This is a genomic window from Clostridium formicaceticum, assembly GCF_001854185.1.
GTDB classification, from domain to species: Bacteria; Bacillota; Clostridia; order Peptostreptococcales; family Natronincolaceae; genus Andreesenella; species Andreesenella formicacetica.
Genome location: NZ_CP017603.1, coordinates 461541 through 481211, shown reverse-complemented (window position 1 = coordinate 481211; position 19671 = coordinate 461541). Strand labels below are relative to the sequence as shown.

Here is a 19671-nt window from a genome sequence, read left to right as displayed (position 1 = left end):
AACGGGCGACCACAGGTCGCCCCTACAGATACTAGAAATATCTACATAACCTCGTTGAAATCAACGTAGGCGACTACAGGGCTTCCTTATAGATATCAGAGGTACCTACACAAATTTGTTGAGACGAATCTAGGGGCGACCTGTGGTCGCCTTAATATAGAACTAAATATGAATAGGAGGATTTAAAATGTTAACAAAGGAAAGAGTTATAGAAATCTTAGAAAAATCAGAGGTGTTATTACAAGGACACTTTTTATTAACCTCAGGACGACATAGTAACCAATATATGCAATGTGCAAAAATATTACAGTATCCAGAATATACAGCGGAAATAGCAAAGGGTTTAGCAAAAGAATTTCAAGGGGATCAAATAGACATCGTTATAGGACCAGCAATGGGAGGAATTATCTTTTCTTATGAGTTGGCGAGACAGCTAAAAGCCAAAAACCTTTTTGCAGAAAGGGAAAACGGCAAAATGACCTTGCGTAGAGGATTTAGCATTCCAAAGGGAGCGAGGGTTTTAGTAGCAGAAGATGTTATTACTACAGGGGGATCTGTCAGAGAAGTGATAGACATCGTAAAAGAACAAGAAGGAGAAGTAGTAGGTGTGGCGGTTTTAGTAGATAGAAGTAATGGAAGCATCGATTTTGGCACAAAACTAAGGGCAGCCTTATCTACAGAAGTAGTTTCTTATGATGCTGAAGAATGTGCTATTTGCAAAGAAGGAAAGCTTCCTTTAGTAAAACCAGGCAGTAGAAAATTATAAATATCGTTACGACGGGTGTTAGCTTAAGGTGACTTTTTTTAAAAGCCCTCCTAAGTTGTGGCTCTGAGGATAGAGAAGGATCTTGCGATAGCTAATAGTCTTATTAGCCTCAAATTGCCAGATCCTTCAACTTTATTATAATAATATATATTATATTGAGATGTAGAGGAGCATATATTTTAAATATTAAATCATTTTAAAGACCCCTATTAAGAAAAGAAATTTGTTGATATAATAATAGGAAAAATTATTATGAAGGATGATAAAATCGTGATTTATTATATAGATAGAAAAACAGGGGCAAAGAAAGAAGAAGTAGTAGCAGGGGGACGCTATTTAAGATGGATGCATGAAACAAAACTAGGCAGTAGTATGTTGGAAATACTGATAAAGAAAAAATTCCTTTCTGTTATTTATGGTAAAATGCAGGATTTACCTATAAGCAGAAGGAAAATTGCTTCCTTTATAAAGGAATTGGATATTGATATGCAGGAAGCAGAAAATGAAGATCCATCCTCCTATAAAAACTTCAATGAGTTTTTTATAAGAAGATTAAAAAAAGAAGCAAGACCCATATGTATGGATGAAAAAGTATTTGTTTCTCCTGCCGATGGCAGGGTAATGGCTTATGAAAACATCCATAGGAAAAGAGTATTACAAATCAAAGGACAGGAATATTGTCTTGAGGAGCTTTTGCAAAATAAAGGATTAGCAGCGGAGTATCAAGGCGGAGCCTGTATCACCGTCAGGCTAAGCCCAGCTGATTATCACCGCTTTCATTTCCCTGACGAGGGTGTACCTGAACATGCTACAAAAATTGCTGGTGGATATTATTCAGTGAATCCCATAGCTTTAAGGAAAATTACTTCTTTATACTGTCAAAATAAAAGGGAGTTTACTGTTTTTGATTCATATAATTTTGGAAGGGTTTTGATGGTGGAGGTTGGTGCTACCTTTGTAGGCTCCATTATTCAAACCTTTCATCCAAGACAGACTGTGAAAAAAGGAGAAGAAAAAGGATATTTTAAATTTGGTGGTTCTACTGTTATTCTCTTCTTACAACCTAATAGAATAAAAATCGATAGGGATCTTATTGAAAATACACAACAAGGCATTGAAACAAAAGTACATGTAGGGGAAAAAATAGGTATAAAAAAATAGTGAACTTGTTTTACCCACCTGAAACATCCGTTTATACCAACACTCAGAGATGGGATATTATATTGTAAAATTAAAAACATGAAAAAGGTTGGGAAAATTTCATTTTCCTCAACCTTTTTTTATTACTGATGCAAAATGATAGTTGTTAGTCATTTGCTTATATAGGTGCACGCCCTTAAACTTGAATTTTAATATACACGATCTACGGTTTCGCCTTGACTAAAAAACGTAGCCCTTAGCATATAAAAATTCATAGGCGCATTTATATATATCTGCATGATAAATATTTGCAAGGATTAGCAGCAAGAACAACAGCTGGCTTCTGTACTAAAAGTTGTGAACTTGTCAGTCTTTACTTTACACACTGGGCAGTCGCTTTCTAACGCTCCTGTTAAAGTATAGCCACAGACATTACATACATGAACAGTATTTTCAGCAAAATCTTTACCAGCGTCTACAGCTGTTTTAGCATTTGCAAATAGAACGGCATGGGTTTTTTCTGCTTCTAGAGCAAATTGAAAGGATCGGATGCTACCTTTTTCAGCTTGCAGTTCAGCTACAGCGATAAAAGCAGGATACATTTGTTCTACTTCATGATTTTCACCATCGATGGCCCCTTGAAGGTTTTCAGAAGTATTTGTCATACCAAAACCTGCGCCAGCAGTAACGGCAGCGTCTCCTACTTCATTTTTCAATTCTCTAAAGTGATTTGCTGCATGTACCTGCTCTGCATAAGCTACAGCGGTAAAAAGATTTGCAACATTTGGGAAACCTTCTTTTTTCGCTGCTGCACTCCATTGTAAATATCTCATATGCGCCATACTTTCTCCACCGAAAGCAGATTTTAAGTTTGTTGATGTCATTTCATTCATTACTATCTCCTCCTCAAATTCTTATAAATTTATTTTATGTATTTGCAAGGCTTAAGAATAATCCCATAGCTCTTTTTACCCTGCAAACTATATTTTAAACAAAGAAGATAAAAAAATATAGTGTAATTTTTAAATTTTATTATTTTAAAGGAAAGAAGAGGGAAAAATAGAATGTAAATATAGGATAAAAAAAGAAAGTGGGGGAGATGTTTGTGCATATTAAACAATTAAAAGATCTATCTTCAAAATTATTGAATGAAACTATAGAGGCAGTAGTATTATTATCAGAGATTAAAGTGAAGACTACAAAGACAGACAAAAAGTATGCGGATATCATCATTCAGGATGCATCTAAGGCAATGGAAGCCAAGTATTGGGATTATGAAGAGCACGAAGAAAAGTTTAAAAGTTTTCAGCCCTACGAGATTGTTCAGATACAAGGACAGGTGGGGGAGTACGCAGGACAATTGCAATTAACCATTAGAAATATTGAAAGGGTCAGCAGTGATAAAGTATCTATCAAGGACCTTATTCCTACGAGTCCCTGGGAATTTGAAAGTATGAAAAAAGGCTTAGAATATTTCCATAATAGAATAGAAACACCTCATTTAAAAGAGCTTATAGACAAGATGATTTTTTCAACAGAAAACTATGAAAAATTTTGTACCTATCCAGCTGCTAGAAAAGTACATCATAACTTTTATCATGGTCTATTACATCATACCCTTGAGGTATTAAAGCTCGTGAATACAGTAGCTAGCACAAAAAAGCTGTCACAACATCAAACGGATAGATTGTTTGTTATGACAATGTTGCATGACTGGGGAAAAATGATGGAATACAAAGCATTACCAGCGTTAGGCTTGACGGAGGAAGGCATGATGATTGGACATATTTTTCTAGGGGCTCACTATACATTGAATGCTATCAATGAGATAGACGATTTTCCTGAAGAAGATAAGCTGGTAATTCTAAATGGTATACTAGGACATCATGGAAGTTTAGAGTTTGGTTCACCAGTTTTGCCTAAGACAGTAGAAGCACAAATCTTACATCAAGCAGATAAAATGTCAGGGGATGTTGAAAGTATTTTATCTTTTATAAAAGAGGATACAGAAGAGGAGGAAACCTTTACAAGAAGGCTGTGGAATATGGGGACAGAATACTATAAAAAATAGAGAAGAAATCTATTCTTCTCTATTTCCAAAAGCATGTCTACTGATCCCGGTGCTCTATCAGATCGATAGCACCTAAAACCACATGCGCTAATCCAAAGCCTATAATACCGGCTGCTACAATCGGCTGTACCTTTTTCTTTGACATAATTGTCCCTGTTGCAGTAACCGCTGTACCTAAAACAGTTGGGATTAATCCTTCTTGCATTTTCATAAAAAATCCCTCCTTAAGATTTTGGATAGCAGTATTAGTATGCTATTAACTTTTCATTATTATTTCATCTAATCAATGGAAAAAATTCAAAATATAGCAACTTACTTCTGTTTCATAAAAAACTTTATCCAGTAAGATGATAATCATGGTTTAGTATAGGTTATTAGAGATCAATGAAGAGGATATTGTATTATGATATAATGTTGGTTATGATATGATTTATTTATATAAAAGAGGTGAAACAAATGGGGATAACCTATATTACCGGGAGAGCAGGAACTGGAAAGAGTTTTTACGTATTAAATCAAATCAAAGAGAGGCTGCAGCAGCAGGTAAAACATCCTTTGATTTTAATTACACCAGAGCAATTTACTCTACAAGCAGAACGAGATTTAATAGAGAAGCAGCAACTGAATGGCATCATGCAGGCGGAAGTACTAAGCTTTACAAGGCTTGCCCACAGGGTTTTCAATGAAGTAGGAGGATTGACAAAGGTACCTGTAAATACAGTGGGGAAGAGCATGATCATAAAAAAAATATTGGATGAAAAGGGCAGCCTTCTAACGGTCTATAAGAACACCTCAAAGCAGGAGGGGTTTATAGCTAAATTAAATGATATGATCTGTGAATTAAAACAATATGATATTAGTCCCTTAGATTTAAATAGCGTTATAGATGAAATTCAAGAGGACAGTATTCTAAAAATGAAGTTATCGGATATAGCTTTGATTTATCATGAGTTTTCTAGATATTTAGAAAACCGCTATGTGGATAGTGAAGATCATCTAAACCTATTTATGGAGAATATTGAGAAGGCAAGTTTTTTGGAGGAGGCGGAGATATGGATCGATGGCTTTCATGTTTTTACCCCCCCAACCCTAAAAATCATTGAAAAATTACTACTAAAGGCAAGAGAAGTACATGTTACTTTTACATTAGCGTTGCGAGGAAAAGAAAGGGAAAAGGATTTGTTTCAAGTTCCTCAAAATACTTATTTAAAAATAAAGAAAATAGCTCATCAATTAATGATTGAAGAGAAGGTAGTGAACTTAGACCTTGACAAAAGACAAGAGATGAAAAGATCGAAGGAAATCGCCCACATAGAAGAAGAATTTTTTTCCTATCCTTACCGTCAATTTACTAAGGAAGTAGAAAATATAAAGGTTTTTGCTGGATTGAATCCCTATACAGAGGTGGAGCATATTGCCGCAGAAATTATAGCCTTGGTAAGAGAAAGAGGTTATAGATTCAAAGATATTGCAGTAGTTTCAGGGGCTTTTGAAGCTTATAGCGGTATAATAAAAAGAGTCTTTGAGGAATATGGGATACCTTATTTTATCGATGAGAAAAGAAGCATTATGAACAATCCTATTATTGAATTTATTTTAGCAGCATTAGAAACAGCTTTGAAAAATTACCAGTACAAAGAAATGTTCAGATTAATGAAAACTGGTTTTACTGATTTAACGAAGGAAGAAGAGGAAATTCTTGAAAATTATGTATTAAGATACGGAATTAGAGGGGAACAGTGGCTGCAACCCTTTAAAAAGGGAGAAGATGAAGAAAAACTTTTACGGCTTAATGAAATGAGAGAAAAGCTTATACGCCCTCTAAGCAAGTTTCATAGGAAAATAAAAAAAGATAAAACCTCTAAAGAAATAACAAAAGCACTTTTTACCTTCCTACAGGAAATGAGAATTGAGGAAAAATTAGAAGAATGGATTAAGATATTAAGGGAGGAAGGAAGATTTGATTATGTCAATGAAAACACACAAATCTGGAATACAGTTATGGAGATCTTTGATCAAATCTATGAAATATTAGACGAGAGTAAAATTTCTATAAAAAAGTACTATAGAATATTAGAATCTGGTTTTTCTGCCTGTGAAATCGGTGTAATTCCCTCCACCATTGATCAAGTGTTGGTAGGAAACATAGATCGTTCCAGAAGTCACGATATCAAAGCCCTCTTTGTAGCGGCAGTGAATGACGGTATTTTACCCTCTTTACAGGAGGAAGAGGGAATTCTTTTAGACCATGAGAGAAAAGTTTTAGAAGCTACTGGAATGGAGTTAAGTGTCAGTGGAGAAACAAAATTGTTTCAACAGAACTTTTCTATCTATTCTGCCTTCACAAAGCCTCAGGAATATTTATGGATAAGCTTCGCCGTAGGGGATGAAGAAGGCAGGGCAAAGAGACCTTCTATATTAATAGATCGCTTTAAAAAAATATTTCCACAGCTTATGATAGGGGGAGATATTATAAATACCATAGAAAACCAGTTGCATCTAGTGGCTACACCCACCAGTACTTTTAAATACCTAACGGAAAATCTGCGTTTGCACGTAGAAGATAAACCTATGGAGGATTTATGGTGGGATGTTTATCACTGGTACTACCATCAACCCCAATGGCAAGAGAAAAAAAACATGATGATTGAAGGACTTTTCCATGAAAACCAGGTAAGATATATAGATAGAGGAAGAGTAAGGGGGTTATATGACAGCAGTCCCATTAAAACCAGTGTATCAAGGTTAGAAACCTTTGTGAAATGTCCCTTTGCTCACTTTATTGCCTATGGGCTAAAACCCAAGGAGAGAAGGGAATATGCCTTAAAGGCACCGGATGTTGGGAAGCTATTTCATGATTCTATGGAGAAATTTGCAAAACTTACAAAGGAAAAGAAGATCAACTGGATAGACATGGAACAAACAGAAAGCGATGCAATGATGGAGGAAATCATGCAGCAACTGGCACAGGATTTTGAACATGGGGTGATGTTAAGTACCCATCGCTATAAATACCTAATCAATCGTTTAACCCGGATTAGTAAAAAAGCTTTGTGGACTTTAGTGCAACATATTAAAAAAGGAGATTTTATCCCTTATGACCACGAGGTTGTTTTTGGTGAAGGCTGTACCATTCCTGGTATTGTCATAGAGTTAGATGATGGAGAAAAAATTATTCTTGAAGGAAGGATCGATCGTGTAGATATCCTAGAGGATGAAGAGGGCAATTACTTCAAAGTGATTGATTATAAATCCGGCAACAAAGATTTTAGCTTATCAGATGTTTATTATGGTATTCAGCTACAGCTTATGGTCTACTTGGAGGCGGTGATGGCTTTAAAGAACCAGTGGAAAAAGGGTAAAAATTATCCAGCAGGTGTTTTTTATTTTAAAATTGATGATCCACTGATAAAAACAACAGATAAAGCAGTTGAAAAAATAGAAACGGAAATAAATAAAGCGCTTAAAATGAAAGGTCTGGTTTTAAAGGACTTAAAAGTAATCAAGGGAATGGACAATGCAATAGAAAAGTATTCTAATATTATTCCTGTATCCTTAAACCAAGATGAAACGGTGGGGAAAAAGTCCTCAGTGGCTACGGAAGAAGATTTTAAAAATCTAATGATCCATGTGAAAAATATCATGAAAGAAATTGGTAAAGAAATTTTAAAGGGCAATGTGGAAATTCAACCCTGCAAAAACGGAAAACAGGTATCCTGTGAGTATTGTGCTTATGGAGGAATCTGCCAGTTTGATACTGCATTTCATGATAATAACTACAAAAACATAAAAGCTCTAACTTCAGAGGAAGTACTAGAAAAAATACGACAAGGAAAGGAGGAAAAACAGAATGAAGCAATGGACGAAGGAACAAAAAGCAGCGATTGAAGCTAGAGGGAGTAACCTTTTAATTGCAGCAGCTGCTGGTTCTGGAAAAACAGCGGTACTGGTGGAGAGGATTATTAAAATGATTCTGCAGGACAAGATAGATATAGACAAGCTATTGATTGTAACCTTTACTAATGCTGCTGCAGGAGAAATGAGGGAGAGAATTGCTGATGCCATTGTGAAGGAGCTGGAGAAGAAAAATGATAACGAGGAACATTTAAGAAGGCAGATGACTTTGTTAAATAAGGCTTCTATCATGACGGTACATGCTTTTTGTATAGAAGTGGTAAAAAAACACTTTCATTTTATCGATATCGATCCTACTTTTCGTATAGGGGATATAACAGAAATAGATATATTACAATTAGAAGTGATAGAAGAGTTGTTGGAAGAAGAATATGAAAAAAACCATACCACCTTTATTGAACTGGTGGAGACCTTTGGTGGCACAAGAGAGGATGAACCTCTACAAAATTTGATTTTAAAGGTATACCATTTTATACAAAGTCAACCTAAGCCTTATCAGTGGCTTAGGGAGAAAGTAGAAGACTTTAATGTAGATTTAGAAAATTTTGAAGAAACCCCATGGGTGAATACCATGAAACGAAGCATTCTTATCGGTCTAAAGGCAGCAGTAGATTTGCTGAAGGAGGCTGAAAAAATCTGCAATAAACCACAGGGACCCTATAAATATTTGGAAGCGATTCAGGATGACCTTAAGCAAATAGAGGGACTACGACAGGGTCTGGAGAAAGGTATTAGAACATTTTATAGGGATATCGAGAACTTTAAACACAAAGCTTTCAGCAGAGGAAAGCAGGAGGTAGACGAGGTCCTTAAAGAAGCTGTAAAGGATTTAAGAGATAAGAGCAAGGATATTATAAAAAGCATTAAAAAAGATATTTTTCTCCTCAGCCCTGAAGAATATGTGGAGGATTTAAAGGCACTACACCCATTGATGATTTATTTGTATGACATGGTGGTAGATTTTGAAAGAATTTATGCGGAGAAAAAAAGAGAACGGGGAATTGTTGATTTTAATGATTTAGAACATTATGCTTTAGAAATTTTAGAAAATGAGAAGGCGGCAGGAGAATACCGTGATAGATTTGAATATATCTTTATAGACGAATACCAAGATAGTAATATTGTACAAGAAACCTTGATTGGTTTTATAAAAAGAGAAAATAATTTATTCATGGTGGGAGATGTAAAACAAAGTATTTATCGATTTAGATTGGCAGATCCAACCTTGTTTATCGATAAATATGAAGGTTACCAGCTGGAGGAAGAAGCCCTTTATAGAAAAATTCATTTAGCTAAAAACTTTAGAAGTAGAGGAGAAATTTTAGACGGAGTGAATTTCATCTTTCGCAACATTATGTCGAAAGCCTTAGGAGAAATCGATTATAATAAAGAAGCGTATCTTTATCAAGGAGGAAGCTTTGAACCTATGGAGGATGCCTCCATCGAAGTAAATATCATAGAGAAGGACCTGGAGGTAGAAGAGGAATTAGAGGAAGAAATAGAGGAATTAGAGGATATAGAAGTAGAAGCTGCTATGGTGGCTAAAAGAATTAGAGAATTATTAAAGGAGAAAATTTATGATCCTGAAGAAAAAAGATACAGAAATATCCTTTATAAAGATATTGTAATACTCATGAGAACAACACAAAATTGGGCACAAATCTTTTTAGAGACCTTGACTGCTGAAAATGTTCCGGTCTACGCAGATGTGAATGCTGGGTATTTTGAGGCGGTGGAAATTAGCATGTTTATGAATTTGTTGAAGATCATTGATAATAAAAGACAAGACCTCCCCTTATTAAGTGTTATGCGATCTCCAATAGGCAAATTTACCTTAGAGGAGCTCATTGAGATAAGGGTGTGCCAAAAGGAAGTTAGTTTTTTTGATGCAGTACTGACTTATATAGAAAATAACCAAAATTCTTTAGCGATAAAAGTAAAAAGCTTCTTAGCTCGTTTAACAGAATGGGCAGATGAAGCACGGTTCATGAAGACAGATGAACTGATATGGAAACTCTTTATAGATACAGGTTACTTTTATTATGTAGGGGCTATGCCAGGAGGAAAACAAAAACAGGCGAATCTCAGGATGTTACTAAATCGTGCAAGCCAATTTGAGAAAACCTCTGTAAAGGGACTTTTTAATTTTATAAAATTTATAGAAAAACTCGAAAGTAGCAAAGGAGATATGGGGGTTGCAAAGGTACTAGGGGAGAAGGATAATGTAGTGCGGATCATGAGTGTCCACAAAAGCAAAGGGTTAGAATTTCCAGTGGTGTTTTTGGCAGGGATGGGAAAAAATTTTAATCTAAGGGATGTTCATGCTGATTTACTGCTGCATAAGGATTTAGGATTAGGGCCTAAATTTACCGATATAAAACTAAGAACCTATAGAGATACAATAGCAAAGTTAGCCATGAAGAATAAAATCAAAATTGAAAGTTTGTCAGAGGAAATGAGAATTCTGTACGTAGCTTTGACAAGGGCGGTAGATAAGCTGATTTTAATAGGATCTACTAAAAAGCTTTCTAGACAGGTAGAAAAGTGGAGCAAAAACACAAACACTTATATGTTGACATCTGCTAGAAACTATTTGGACTGGATAGGTATGGTATTGACAAAGCATCCTAAGGGAAAAGTTTTAAGGGAAATAGCAAAAATAAAGCTGGAACCGGAAAAGCTGTTTGAAGATAATACCAAATTTAAGGTTCATCTATTGAGTCGTAAAGATATAGGTTTGGAGAAGCAGGAAAAAACAGATAAAGAAGAGGAAATAAAAGAGAAGTTAAAGCATGATCCTAAAGAGATACTAACCTCTTATAAAAGCAAGATAGATCAAGTCCTCAATTGGAGTTATCCCCACAGAGCAGCCACTACAATACCTTCTAAATTATCCGTTTCAGAAATCAAAAAGTCCAGGATGGCTACGATGGAGAGTATGGGCTATAAAATTCCTACATTAGTAAGAAGGCCTAAATTTTTAGAAAGTACAAAAACCTTCACAGCAGCAGAGCGAGGGACCATTTTACATTTTGTATTGCAGCATATAGATTTAAAAGAAATAGAAAAAAACAACAATATCGAAGAACAGATTCAATGGATGATCGTCAAGGAGCTTCTGACAGAAGAGGAAGCTATGACAGTTGAAGTTCCCAAGATAGAAGGCTACTTTAAAAGTGAATTGGGGAAAAGAATGTTGAAGGCCACAAAAGTTTATCGGGAAGTTCCTTTCAATATAAAGAAAAAGGCAAAGGATGTTATTGAGGGGTTACAGGGATGTGAGGAAACATTATTGGTACAAGGGATCATTGACTGTTATTTTCAAGAGGAAGATGGGTTGGTGCTGATAGATTATAAGAGCGATAGCGTTGTAAATACTTCTGAGGAAATCAAGAAAAAGTATGAGGTACAACTAGAACTTTATAGGGAGGCATTAGAAAAAATTACAGGAAAAAGTATTAAGGAGAGTTATTTGTATTTATTTGATATAGATCAAGGGGTAAAACTCTAGGAAAAATGCTTGATTTCTTTCAATAAATAAGCTACAATAAACTATATTTTTTAAAAATGAATAAGCAAGAGATGAAGCATTACATTCTCAAAGTAATTCGACTGTAATTCAGTGGGTGTAAAACCTCCCTTTGAATGAAGTCTCATTTTATAAATTCTCGTATAATTTTGGAGATAGGGTCCAACAGTTTCTACCAGACTACCGTAAATGGTCTGACTACGGGAGATTTGTTTTGGTGTTAAAGCAAATACTTATCATACGTGTTGCTTTTAGCATCTTATAAATAAATCTATTCCAAGATCCGTAGAAAATTTCTGCGGGTCTTTTCTTTTATGGTAATGACAGGATAATTGTATGAAGGAGGAGGACAATGGAGTTATTAAAAAAGAAAATTATGGAGGATGGTAGGGTCTTAGAGGGGAATATTTTAAAGGTGGATAACTTTCTAAATCACCAACTAGATATTGGGTTATTAAATGAGATCGGTAAAGAATTTAGAAGAGTCTTTCAAGATAGAAAGATTACCAAAATATTAACGGCGGAGGTTTCTGGTATTGCGATAGCGGCAATAGCAGCACAATATTTTGATGTACCGGTGGTTTTTGCTAGAAAGACAGAATCAAAAAATTTGGATCAAGAAACCTATGAAGGTAAGGTCTACTCCTATACAAAGGGAAAACATTATAAAATTAGGGTTTCAAAGCGATATATTGCTAAGGAAGATGATATATTAATTCTTGATGACTTTTTAGCGAATGGACAAGCTATACTGGGTTTAAAAGAAATTGTGGATGCTTCTGGCGCTAATTTAGTTGCAGCAGGTGTTGTGATTGAAAAGGGTTTTCAAGAAGGTGGCAAAATATTGAGAGAAGCCAATGTAGAGGTACATGCCCTTGCTACGATTGATGCTATGATAGATGGTAAGGTAATTTTTAGCGATAAATAAACGCATCATACCCATAGATGTCTTTAAATTTGAATTAAAAGATCTTTTTATGAAGGGCTCGCTTGCAGGTAATCTTCATAAAAAGATCTTTATTTTTTTGTTTCGTTGGAAAAAAATGTAGAATAGTGTAAAATATAATAAGAGAAAAATAGATAAGAAAAAATAATATAGATCGTTAATCCGAGAAACCAAAGATAAATAACCACATTTGAAGGAGGTAGAGCGAAGTGACGAAAATAGAATATATTGACCCATTTTTAGAATCTGTGGAGTTGGTTTTAATGCAATTTGGGGTAGAGAATATTCAAAAAGGACAGTTGAGAAAAAAAGAAGACATGCAGGTAGATTTAGAAATTACCTCAGTCATCGAATTAATAGGGGAGTTAAGAGGAAATATTTGTTATTCATTTTCTAATAATACTGCAAAAAAACTGGTATCTAAAATGATGATGGGAATGCCAGTAGAGGAAATGGATGAGATGGCTATAAGTGCAGTGGCAGAGTTAACAAATATGATTACGGGAAGTGCTGCTACTATGCTTTCAAGTAAAGAGATTGTATTTGATATCACGCCACCTTCTATTATTTTTGGTGAAGCGTTATCTATAGGAATAAGTCCCCTTGAGATATTAGCTGTAGACATTCAAACGCAGGATGGAAAAATAGAGGTCAATATAGGATTAGAAAAGAATTAAGTTAAATTTTATAGATAAAAAATACTTTTAATTAAGAGAAATATGGGTATCTTATAGATATAGATAAGAAAGTTGATAAGGCGGTGATAGGATGCTGGCAAAGGACATTATGACGAAAGAAGTAATTACTGTAAAGAAAGATGATACTGTAGAAGATGTAATAAAGCTTTTATTAGAACACAACATCAGCGGCGTGCCGGTAGTGGACGAGGAAAATCGGGTGATAGGCATTATTACAGAAGGAGATTTGATCTATCGTAGTAAAAACTTGCATATTCCTGCTTACTTTACTCTTTTGGACAGCTATATCTTTTTGGAAAATCCTAAAAATCTAGAGGAACAAATAAAAAAAATGGCTGGTTATCGGGTAAGAGATGTTATGACAGAGAAGGTAGTGGTAGTGGACCATGAAGAAAGTATGGAGGAGATTGCTACAATTATGGTAGAAAAGAGCATTAATAGGGTTCCTGTTGTAAAAGAAGATAAATTAGTGGGCATCGTTAGCAGACGGGATATTATTAGAGCTTATGCGGGGCAGTAAATAGTGCCCTGCATAAACTCTTTTTTTATGCTGATAGAAATACATTGGTTAGAATAAATGATTAAACTGCTAAGAAGGAATAGACATGAATTGATTGAGTACATATTTTAGTATTTATATGGCCAAAGGAATATTTCTTGATTTTGCCAATAAATTATGATATATTATTAAATAAGCATAAAAAAGGTAATTTATAGAAGTAATGAAAAAATTTTCAAACAAAAAAACTGAATTTTCTACAATTTTCTTCAAAAGAGCAAATATCTTTTTTTATTTACGGAATAATGACAAATAAATAACAAACATAGATATTGATTTTTTTATGCTCTAAATGACAACGTTTCTATATACAAAAGTCCAGCCCAAATTAAGAATGTATTTTATACAAAGTATATGGAGTATGCTTTTATCTTAATTATATATTGAAAATATAATTAGGTAAGAGATTAAATTGAATGGAGGCGAATTGTCTATGAAAGTTTCAGAATCAATGAAAAAAAGCGAGGGTTTTAAAAAAGCTAAAAAACTCTTTTAAAAAGCATCCTTTAGACTATTTTTGCATCAACAGTATTTTTGTGTTCTCGATTACAATCGCTTGTGTTTTTATTTTTGTAATTCTTACACGAATGGATATTGTACTTGATTTTATAAAACGGTATAGTATACTAAATATATAAATAAACGGGTTCTTTTTTGCAAAAGAGTGATAGATAAATAACAAACAATGAATATAGTAACTTAAAATCCAACTTAAAATTTCTTCTATGCATGATAAACGTTTTTATAAAGTTAGGCCTAAATAAAAAATATATAAAGGTATAAAAATTTATTTAAATGAAGGGGAGGGTTTTATGGTTAGAAAAATGTTTTGGTTAGCAGCATATGCGGCAACGGGGGTAGGTTTGATGGCGACAGCAATCATTAGGAGTCAAGACACCTTGAATGCAATTATTTTACTGGTCATAGCTATTTTTTACGGAATTTCATTGTTTGGACATTTTAAAGAGTTGAGTAAATAGGGGGGATGGAAGATGGATAAGAATAAAATGTATACAATTATATGTGCCTGCATAGGGGCAACAATTACATGGTATATCAATCATAAAATGGGCTATGGAGCTATTGTTGCTAATGGTTTAATAGGGGTATTGGCAGCCATATTATTACCAGCACCACTTGCCGCTGCGACTTATATTGCTTCCTTCGTTGGAATGTCTGGATTAGCTGTACTATCCTCGCCTATTGCTGCAGCGATAGGGGGCATTATTAATGGTATTGTACTTGTCTTCTCAACAGAAATTTATGCAGGTGTTGGAGGCAAGGGTGGAACTACTGCAGCCATGTCGGTACAGGTTACAAGAGCAATTATGAACTTTTTCGCTTAGGAGGGTGAGGATCAATGGATAAATTAGCAATTATATTGGTTTCTATAGGTGCAGCCTTAGCAACATATTATATAAGTATTCATATGAATAAAGGAGCAGTATTTGGCTCCGCTATTGTTACTTTGGTTTCAGGTTTTATTTTTCCTCATTTTTTTCCTGAACAAGGCGCTACACTAGCTGTTATGGCGACTTGTGCTTCCTATGCAGGGATGGTTGCTGTAACAAAGTTTCCTAAAATCTCTGAGATGGTAGCGGTAGGTTTCATAGCAGGGATTGTTTTTATAGCTACCACAACAGCTTATGCAGGGGTTGGAGGAAAGCTAGGAACGATCGCCGCTATTTCTTGTTTAACTTGGTTAGGTATAAAAAAGCTTTATGCTATGACATCGGCTCAAGAAAAAGAGAGAGCAGCAGAGTAAGTTGTATTGCTAAGACTTCTACTTTTACAAGTGGAAGATCAAGCACGATATTCTCGAAGTAAATCCGGCTACAATTCAGTGGGCGTAAAAACTCCACCTGAATTGTAGTCTTATTTTATAGATTTTATTGTGGCTTTGTGTTATAATTATTAATTAATAATTAATTTGGATAAATCATTTGCTGATTTATTTAAATAAAGAGAAGTGTGCTAAAAAGTTAAAAATTCAACAAGATTAGAGGTGAAAAAGAATGAAAGACAGAGAATCTCGGTTTAGCAAAAAAAACATGTATTTATTTTTACCGCTATTTTTCTTTTGGCTGATATTATCGCCTAGAATTGCCGCTGAATCTATTATTATAGGTGTGGTTGTATGTTTCATAGTGGTAATTTACTCTAGCGATGTCTCCTTTACAGCAAAAGAAATGCCTCTCTATTACTTCAATAAACTAATGATTTTTCTAAGGTTTATATTGACCTTGTTAAAAGAAATTGTCAAGGCCAATATAGATGTAGCATTGATCGTATTGAACCCATCATTACCTATAACACCCTGTTTTATAAAGGTTCCTATGATGTTAAAGAATGATGTTGTTAAGGTGATTTATGGAAATGCGGTAACTTTGACACCAGGGACTCTGACAGTTGACGTTGAGGAGGATGCTTTTGTTATACATGCTATAACGAAAGAAGCAGCTGAAGGAATGACAGATTCCATCATCGAGCACTACTGTTGCTTGATAGATGATGATAGGATGAAAAGGGAGGAGTAGGAGATATGGTTATTCACGGGTATATTGCTATTTCAATTTTTCTAGCTTTAATGGCTTTTCCCTGTCTTTACCGGGCTTATGCTGGCCCTACAGCTATAGATCGAGTAGTAGCCATCAATGTTGTATCTACTAAAGTTACTGTTCTGATTGTATTTCTAGCGATTATAACCAATCAGGACGCTTTTATTGACGTAGCTTTAATCTATTCTATGATGGGTTTTATCGCTACTATTTGTGTCTCTAAATATATTGAAAAAGGGAATCTCTTATAAGGAGTGAATTCGATTGATTATAAATGGAATTGTTATCTTTTTACTTTGTGGAAGTGCCTTCTTTTTCCTAGTAGGGACATTGGGATTAATTCGTATGCCGGACGCCTTCTGTCGTATGCACGCTACTACAAAGTGTGATACTTTAGGGGCTGGACTAGCTCTGCTGGCAGTTGTTTTCTATAGGGGATTTAGCGTGGTCAGTATAAAAATCATCTTTGTTTTAGCATTTATTTGGCTCACCAATCCTACAGCAGCTCATATTATTTCAAAAGCAGCATACAAAAAAGATAATACAAATAAGTAAAGTGAAAATCTTCCATGAAGGAGGGGGAGCTAATCTATGCAAGCATTGAATGTAATTTTAGTCATCTTTTTAATCATATGTGCTATTGCTGTAGAACGTACAAAGGACTTACTAAGTGCTATCATTATTTTTGCTGCCTACAGTTTGGTTATGGCGGTACTTTGGTTGTTATTAAAGGCACCGGATATTGCTATGACAGAAGCTGCAATAGGCGCAGGTGTGACAACGATTCTATTTGTAGCAGTAATTGGTAAAACAAGGAGGATGGAAAAGTGAAAAAAGCAATTATTTTATTGGCTTTAGGGGGGCTTCTGATTGTAATGCTTTCTAGTATTTTTAGAATGCCTTCTTTAGGAGATATTGAAAACCCTGCTTATAATGAAGTAGCACGGCACTATCTTCAGGAATCAATAGATGAAACCCATACTCCAAATATTATAGCTAGTATTATTACCGATTATCGGGCTTTTGATACATTGGGAGAAACAACGGTACTATTTACTTCTATTGCGGCAGTGATATCGGTCTTAAAGGGAACTGTTGATGCGACCAAAAAGAAGGGGGATCATTAAGATGGATGATTTAATTGTAAAGACGATAGCAAGAATCATCATTCCTTTTATTCAGGTGTATGGTGTTTTTATTGTACTACATGGTCATTTGTCTCCTGGAGGAGGATTTGCTGGTGGTGCTATACTAGGAGCCAGTTTTATTTTATACACTTTGTGCTTCGGGATACACAGAGGACATAAAAAAGTTCCTCATGAAATATCTTCTAAGGTAGAAACTGTTGGAATTCTATGGTACATTTTCATAGGTCTTATAGGAATTTGGATGGGGCATCAGTTTTTGACAAATAAAGAAGCGGGTTTTTATATGGGCGATGCAGGAAGGATTGTCAGTGGGGGCCTGATACCTTTAGTAACACTAGGGATTGGTGCCAAAGTAGCAAGTACCATGATAACTCTCTTTCACACCCTTATTGAGGAGGACTTATAATGGATATGTTACAGGTGATTATAGATAACATCAATTATATTGGGTCGGCTTTTTTATTTGTCATTGGGTTATATACCGTATTAACGCACTCTAATTTGCTCAAAAAAATCATTGGGGTTAATATTATGGAAACTTCCGTGTTTTTATTCTTTGTTTCTATAGGTTACGTATTTGGAGGACAGTCTCCTATTCTAGAAATAGGAGGTTCTAAAACGATTTATGTCAATCCTTTGCCCTCTGCTATGATTTTAACAGGAATTGTAGTGGCTGTTAGTATTACTGCTTATACATTAAGTATCATCATTAAAATCTATGATGCCTATGGGACAATTGAACTTGATGAGATCATGAAAATAAGGAGTGGGGGAAGGAATGAATAGTATACATTTTCCTGTATATATCGTGCTTTTAATGCTAATAACTGCTGTAATTATTCCAGTAGTAAAGAATGAATACAACTTAAAATTTAAGCTTTCTATCATAACCTCTTTAGTAGCTGCTTGGATACTATCGCTAGTAACACTTATCAATGTGTTAAAACATGGTGCATATGTTTATAATTTTGGTAATTGGCAGGCTTCTATAGGTATACAATTTATGATAGACGAATTTTCTGCTTTTATGACTTTTGTAATTATAACCATGTCTATATTGATTTTAATTTATTCTTTAAAAGATATCGAACACGAGATACTAGCAGTACAAATTTTAAGATATTATACCTTAGTATTTTTAATGTTATTTTCAATGATTGGTATTACCTTGACCAACGATTTGTTTAATTTATATGTGTTTATGGAAATTTTGTCGATTACATCCTGTGCTATTATTTCTATAAAGAAGAAAAAAGAAAATCTACTGGCGGCCTTGAAATACCTGATGCTAGGAGCTATAGGATCGATATCTGTTTTGATGGGACTTGCGCTGCTATATATGGTTACTGGTAATTTGAACATGACAGAAAACCACAAAATTATCATGGCAACATGGCAGCTATATCCTCGAAATATTTTGGTGGCATTAGGTTTTATCTTGACTGGTTTTGGTATTAAGGCAGCAGTTTTTCCTCTCCACAGTTGGCTTCCCGATGCTCATTCTACTGCTCCTACGCCTTCAAGTGCTTTGTTATCAGGTTTGGTTGTAAAAGTCTATATCTTTGCTGTAATGAAACTGTTATTTAGAGTAGTAGGTTTGGAAATTATTCAGGCCATAGCCATACCTCAGTTTATTACTTATTTTGCTGTTACAGGTATGATTATGGGTTCGGTATTTGCTATCGGACAAAAGGATATTAAACGACTGCTGGCTTACTCCAGTGTAGCTCAAATTGGATACATTTTTTTAGGAATGGGTTTGGCAACCACAAGAGGTTTTTCTGCCGCACTATTTCATGTAGTGACCCATGCATTAATGAAATCCGCTTTGTTTTTAAGTGCTGGTGCTATTATTTATAAAAAAGGCAAGCGGGATATTCGAGAATTAGAAGGAATTGGTTATGAGATGCCTATAACGATGATGGTATTTACAACTGCGGCTTTAGCTATGATCGGGATTCCAGGTTTGAATGGATTTATGAGTAAGTGGTATTTGAGTTTTGCCGTTTTAGAGGCAGGCAAGCCAATTTATTTAATCCTTATTTTAGTCAGTAGTTTTTTAAATGCTGTTTATTATTTACCAATTATTATTAATGCCTTTTTAAGAGAAAGTCAAGAGAGAAAAAACGATATGGTATGGGATGGATTGCCAAAAAGTATGACAATCCCTATGGTAATTATAGCAGCACTTTGTATTATTATTGGCTTCTTCCCACAAATTGTAATGAATTTTGTGGAAAGAGCTGTATTGACATTTCTATAGTAGGTATGCATCTTAAACTTAAATTTTAATGTCTGTAGATAAGTATTATCTTAATATAGGAAATAATGCACTTTATTG

General features: G+C 34.7%; 21 protein-coding genes and 1 riboswitch. Of the genes, 19 read left to right on the top strand and 2 right to left on the bottom strand.

What is annotated here, in order from left to right:
• Positions 1–187 precede the first annotated feature (187 nt).
• Positions 188–766 carry an orotate phosphoribosyltransferase gene (pyrE, locus tag BJL90_RS02150; RefSeq protein ID WP_070963868.1) on the top strand — a complete coding sequence of 193 codons (579 nt, stop codon included), beginning with the start codon at positions 188–190 and terminating at the stop codon, positions 764–766.
• A gap of 252 nt (positions 767–1018) precedes the next feature.
• Positions 1019–1927 carry a phosphatidylserine decarboxylase gene (locus tag BJL90_RS02145; protein ID WP_169824186.1) on the top strand — a complete coding sequence of 303 codons (909 nt, stop codon included), beginning with the start codon at positions 1019–1021 and terminating at the stop codon, positions 1925–1927.
• Between the two features lie 296 nt (positions 1928–2223).
• Here BJL90_RS02145 and BJL90_RS02140 read toward each other — a convergent pair whose 3' ends face one another.
• Entirely contained in the window at positions 2224–2799 is a 576-nt protein-coding gene (locus BJL90_RS02140) for a rubrerythrin family protein (RefSeq protein ID WP_070963867.1), read from the bottom strand.
• 206 nt (positions 2800–3005) lie between these two features.
• On the opposite strand from BJL90_RS02140, the gene BJL90_RS02135 reads away from it, so the two are divergent.
• Positions 3006–3977 carry a 3'-5' exoribonuclease YhaM family protein gene (locus BJL90_RS02135; protein WP_236905007.1) on the top strand — a complete coding sequence of 324 codons (972 nt, stop codon included), beginning with the start codon at positions 3006–3008 and terminating at the stop codon, positions 3975–3977.
• A gap of 37 nt (positions 3978–4014) precedes the next feature.
• Here the strand turns inward: BJL90_RS02135 and BJL90_RS02130 are convergent, their stop codons facing one another.
• The gene (locus tag BJL90_RS02130; protein ID WP_070963863.1) at positions 4015–4188 is read right to left on the bottom strand and encodes an asparagine synthase; all 174 of its coding nucleotides are present in this window, start codon (positions 4186–4188) and stop codon (positions 4015–4017) included.
• Between the two features lie 245 nt (positions 4189–4433).
• Here BJL90_RS02130 and addB point away from each other — a divergent pair, with 245 nt between their 5' ends.
• From addB to BJL90_RS02055, 16 genes are all read left to right on the top strand, one after another.
• Positions 4434–7865 (top strand): helicase-exonuclease AddAB subunit AddB, encoded by a 3432-nt coding sequence (addB, locus tag BJL90_RS02125; RefSeq protein WP_070963862.1) that lies wholly within the window; start codon positions 4434–4436, stop codon positions 7863–7865.
• On the top strand, positions 7828–11403 hold the full coding sequence (addA, locus tag BJL90_RS02120; protein ID WP_070963860.1) for a helicase-exonuclease AddAB subunit AddA: 3576 nt from the start codon (positions 7828–7830) through the stop codon (positions 11401–11403). Before addB ends, addA begins: the two co-directional genes overlap by 38 nt.
• 137 nt (positions 11404–11540) lie before the next feature.
• Positions 11541–11642, top strand: a riboswitch (purine riboswitch).
• Between the two features lie 131 nt (positions 11643–11773).
• Positions 11774–12349: a xanthine phosphoribosyltransferase gene (locus BJL90_RS02115; RefSeq protein WP_070963859.1), complete on the top strand. Its 576-nt coding sequence runs from the start codon at positions 11774–11776 to the stop codon at positions 12347–12349.
• Positions 12350–12576: 227 nt separating this feature from the next.
• Positions 12577–13044, top strand: a complete 468-nt coding sequence (locus BJL90_RS02110) for a chemotaxis protein CheX (protein WP_081562188.1) — start codon at positions 12577–12579, stop codon at positions 13042–13044.
• A 91-nt stretch (positions 13045–13135) separates the two neighbouring features.
• Positions 13136–13585, top strand: a complete 450-nt coding sequence (locus BJL90_RS02105) for a CBS domain-containing protein (protein WP_070963857.1) — start codon at positions 13136–13138, stop codon at positions 13583–13585.
• Positions 13586–14436: 851 nt separating this feature from the next.
• Positions 14437–14604, top strand: coding sequence for a hypothetical protein (locus tag BJL90_RS21760; RefSeq protein ID WP_156778688.1), 168 nt, complete (start codon positions 14437–14439; stop codon positions 14602–14604).
• A gap of 12 nt (positions 14605–14616) precedes the next feature.
• Entirely contained in the window at positions 14617–14970 is a 354-nt protein-coding gene (locus BJL90_RS02100) for a hypothetical protein (protein ID WP_070963855.1), read from the top strand.
• A gap of 14 nt (positions 14971–14984) precedes the next feature.
• Positions 14985–15389 (top strand): hypothetical protein, encoded by a 405-nt coding sequence (locus BJL90_RS02095; RefSeq protein ID WP_070963853.1) that lies wholly within the window; start codon positions 14985–14987, stop codon positions 15387–15389.
• 250 nt (positions 15390–15639) lie between these two features.
• The gene (locus BJL90_RS02090) at positions 15640–16161 is read left to right on the top strand and encodes a Na+/H+ antiporter subunit E (RefSeq protein ID WP_070963851.1); all 522 of its coding nucleotides are present in this window, start codon (positions 15640–15642) and stop codon (positions 16159–16161) included.
• Positions 16162–16166: 5 nt separating this feature from the next.
• Positions 16167–16433: an MrpF/PhaF family protein gene (locus BJL90_RS02085; protein ID WP_070963849.1), complete on the top strand. Its 267-nt coding sequence runs from the start codon at positions 16167–16169 to the stop codon at positions 16431–16433.
• Positions 16434–16446: 13 nt separating this feature from the next.
• Positions 16447–16737: a monovalent cation/H(+) antiporter subunit G gene (gene mnhG / locus BJL90_RS02080; protein ID WP_070963847.1), complete on the top strand. Its 291-nt coding sequence runs from the start codon at positions 16447–16449 to the stop codon at positions 16735–16737.
• A 36-nt stretch (positions 16738–16773) separates the two neighbouring features.
• Positions 16774–17013 carry a hydrogenase subunit MbhD domain-containing protein gene (locus tag BJL90_RS02075; protein WP_070963845.1) on the top strand — a complete coding sequence of 80 codons (240 nt, stop codon included), beginning with the start codon at positions 16774–16776 and terminating at the stop codon, positions 17011–17013.
• Positions 17010–17309, top strand: a complete 300-nt coding sequence (mbhE, locus tag BJL90_RS02070) for a hydrogen gas-evolving membrane-bound hydrogenase subunit E (RefSeq protein WP_070963843.1) — start codon at positions 17010–17012, stop codon at positions 17307–17309. The genes BJL90_RS02075 and mbhE overlap by 4 nt, the downstream gene beginning before the upstream one ends.
• A gap of 1 nt (position 17310) precedes the next feature.
• Entirely contained in the window at positions 17311–17736 is a 426-nt protein-coding gene (locus BJL90_RS02065) for an MnhB domain-containing protein (protein WP_070963842.1), read from the top strand.
• A complete protein-coding gene (locus BJL90_RS02060) occupies positions 17736–18116 on the top strand; it encodes a cation:proton antiporter subunit C (RefSeq protein ID WP_070963840.1) in 381 nt (126 codons plus the stop codon). The genes BJL90_RS02065 and BJL90_RS02060 overlap by 1 nt, the downstream gene beginning before the upstream one ends.
• On the top strand, positions 18109–19593 hold the full coding sequence (locus BJL90_RS02055; RefSeq protein WP_070963838.1) for a complex I subunit 5 family protein: 1485 nt from the start codon (positions 18109–18111) through the stop codon (positions 19591–19593). The genes BJL90_RS02060 and BJL90_RS02055 overlap by 8 nt, the downstream gene beginning before the upstream one ends.
• Positions 19594–19671 lie beyond the last annotated feature (78 nt).

Coding starts and splice junctions, on each gene's coding strand:
- pyrE (WP_070963868.1), top strand. CDS start 188: ATGTTAACAAAGGAAAGAGTTATAGAAATCTTAGAAAAATCAGAGGTG.
- BJL90_RS02145 (WP_169824186.1), top strand. CDS start 1,019: ATGAAGGATGATAAAATCGTGATTTATTATATAGATAGAAAAACAGGG.
- BJL90_RS02140 (WP_070963867.1), bottom strand. CDS start 2,799: ATGAATGAAATGACATCAACAAACTTAAAATCTGCTTTCGGTGGAGAA.
- BJL90_RS02135 (WP_236905007.1), top strand. CDS start 3,006: ATGTTTGTGCATATTAAACAATTAAAAGATCTATCTTCAAAATTATTG.
- BJL90_RS02130 (WP_070963863.1), bottom strand. CDS start 4,188: ATGAAAATGCAAGAAGGATTAATCCCAACTGTTTTAGGTACAGCGGTT.
- addB (WP_070963862.1), top strand. CDS start 4,434: ATGGGGATAACCTATATTACCGGGAGAGCAGGAACTGGAAAGAGTTTT.
- addA (WP_070963860.1), top strand. CDS start 7,828: ATGAAGCAATGGACGAAGGAACAAAAAGCAGCGATTGAAGCTAGAGGG.
- BJL90_RS02115 (WP_070963859.1), top strand. CDS start 11,774: ATGGAGTTATTAAAAAAGAAAATTATGGAGGATGGTAGGGTCTTAGAG.
- BJL90_RS02105 (WP_070963857.1), top strand. CDS start 13,136: ATGCTGGCAAAGGACATTATGACGAAAGAAGTAATTACTGTAAAGAAA.
- BJL90_RS21760 (WP_156778688.1), top strand. CDS start 14,437: ATGGTTAGAAAAATGTTTTGGTTAGCAGCATATGCGGCAACGGGGGTA.
- BJL90_RS02100 (WP_070963855.1), top strand. CDS start 14,617: ATGGATAAGAATAAAATGTATACAATTATATGTGCCTGCATAGGGGCA.
- BJL90_RS02095 (WP_070963853.1), top strand. CDS start 14,985: ATGGATAAATTAGCAATTATATTGGTTTCTATAGGTGCAGCCTTAGCA.
- BJL90_RS02090 (WP_070963851.1), top strand. CDS start 15,640: ATGAAAGACAGAGAATCTCGGTTTAGCAAAAAAAACATGTATTTATTT.
- BJL90_RS02085 (WP_070963849.1), top strand. CDS start 16,167: ATGGTTATTCACGGGTATATTGCTATTTCAATTTTTCTAGCTTTAATG.
- BJL90_RS02075 (WP_070963845.1), top strand. CDS start 16,774: ATGCAAGCATTGAATGTAATTTTAGTCATCTTTTTAATCATATGTGCT.
- BJL90_RS02065 (WP_070963842.1), top strand. CDS start 17,311: ATGGATGATTTAATTGTAAAGACGATAGCAAGAATCATCATTCCTTTT.
- BJL90_RS02060 (WP_070963840.1), top strand. CDS start 17,736: ATGGATATGTTACAGGTGATTATAGATAACATCAATTATATTGGGTCG.
- BJL90_RS02055 (WP_070963838.1), top strand. CDS start 18,109: ATGAATAGTATACATTTTCCTGTATATATCGTGCTTTTAATGCTAATA.